Genomic DNA, 1,284 nt, shown 5'->3' on the forward strand with positions numbered 1-1,284 from the left:
GGGTATCTGCAATCGTTTGGAGCGGGAGCAATCGAAGACCGGCACAATCAGATCACGTTAGCTAGTCTTCTCCACCTTTGGCGGCATCCATGTACCATCGACGATTGAAGGTGGGTTTTCATCCGGCCAGTACATGCGGAGCATCAGCTTGAACTTGCCGTTTGGTGCTGGAAGCCAATTCGACTCCTTGTCAGGGCCCGGCGATTGATTTTGGATGTAGAGGTCCGTTGAGCCATCAGCGTTGGTCTTCAGATCTTGGCGAGGACTGATAGAGTAGCGATTGATGGGATTGGCGACGAAGAAATAATTGGCGTCATACATCTTGACAGACCAGCAGCCGCGCGCAGGTGGCAACTGTCCTTTGGGAAAGCGCAGGAGGTATTTGTTAGCTCCGTCGTAATCGTGATCCTCGGCGTCCCTCTGGGAGAACGGGTAGATGGCATCTTGGGTGCGGTTTACGCCAAGGCCGATGGCAGTTACTATGGCGCGGTTTAGATAGTCCGTTCCGTATATTCCAGTCTTCGTGTCGTATATCCAGCCGTTGACGTGCTTCACGGCGTCGTTCACCTTCGTTTGAAAAAGGATGCGATCAAACGCGACCTGCGGGATACGTTTAGCGAAATCCGCCCGCAGCTTGCTGGCATCAAAGTCTTTGCCCGGCACCAGCCCGATTTTGGCGAAGCGCGCGACTTCGGGAGCATCTGCCGCATACGGAGGGTTGTCCTTCATCAATTGCGCGAGGAGCGTGAAAAATTCCACCGCGTCCATTCGATTGACCTGGTCTCGCACCGGCGTCTTCATATCGATGGACGGGTCGACCGTCCCCGCGGGCGGCGTGTATTCCTTCCCGTAAGAACTCAGCGGGACCATCTTCAATTGATCTTGCAACGCATGGACGGCAGCATAGTCCTCGGGTGTACCCGTGCAGTAGAGGCGTCCGATGAGCCAAACAATGTTCGTCGGAGACTTCAATTCCTTTACACCTGATGGCAGGGCGCCGCTCCAGTTCGGGCCGGTAATTGCGTAGGTCTGCGCTCCGGTGCCTGTTGTTCGCGTTCCGGTACAGCAAAGACGGTAGTCCATCCGTCCAGCATCGGCAGCAGGAAATATCGACCCTTCATGTCAGGAACGCTGAGCACCCAAGGTTCTTTGTCGACGTAGAAGAAACCGGAGCTGTACAGCGTGTCCGCATTTGGCGCCGTTACGTCACGAAAAGATGCGTTAGGGTATTGGCGCAGGTTGATGATCTGACCCATCGGGCCGCGTGTGCCCTCTACTTTTGGC

The 1,284-nt window shown here is 55.4% G+C and carries 1 pseudogene; it reads right to left on the minus strand.

Going from position 1 to position 1,284, the window contains the following annotated elements:
* Positions 1-57: 57 nt before the first annotated feature.
* Positions 58-1,284 (minus strand): annotated as a pseudogene (locus AC5ZGW_RS46310) (DUF1254 domain-containing protein); the annotation flags it as partial.

The organism is Bradyrhizobium sp. Crot121, from assembly GCF_059512385.1.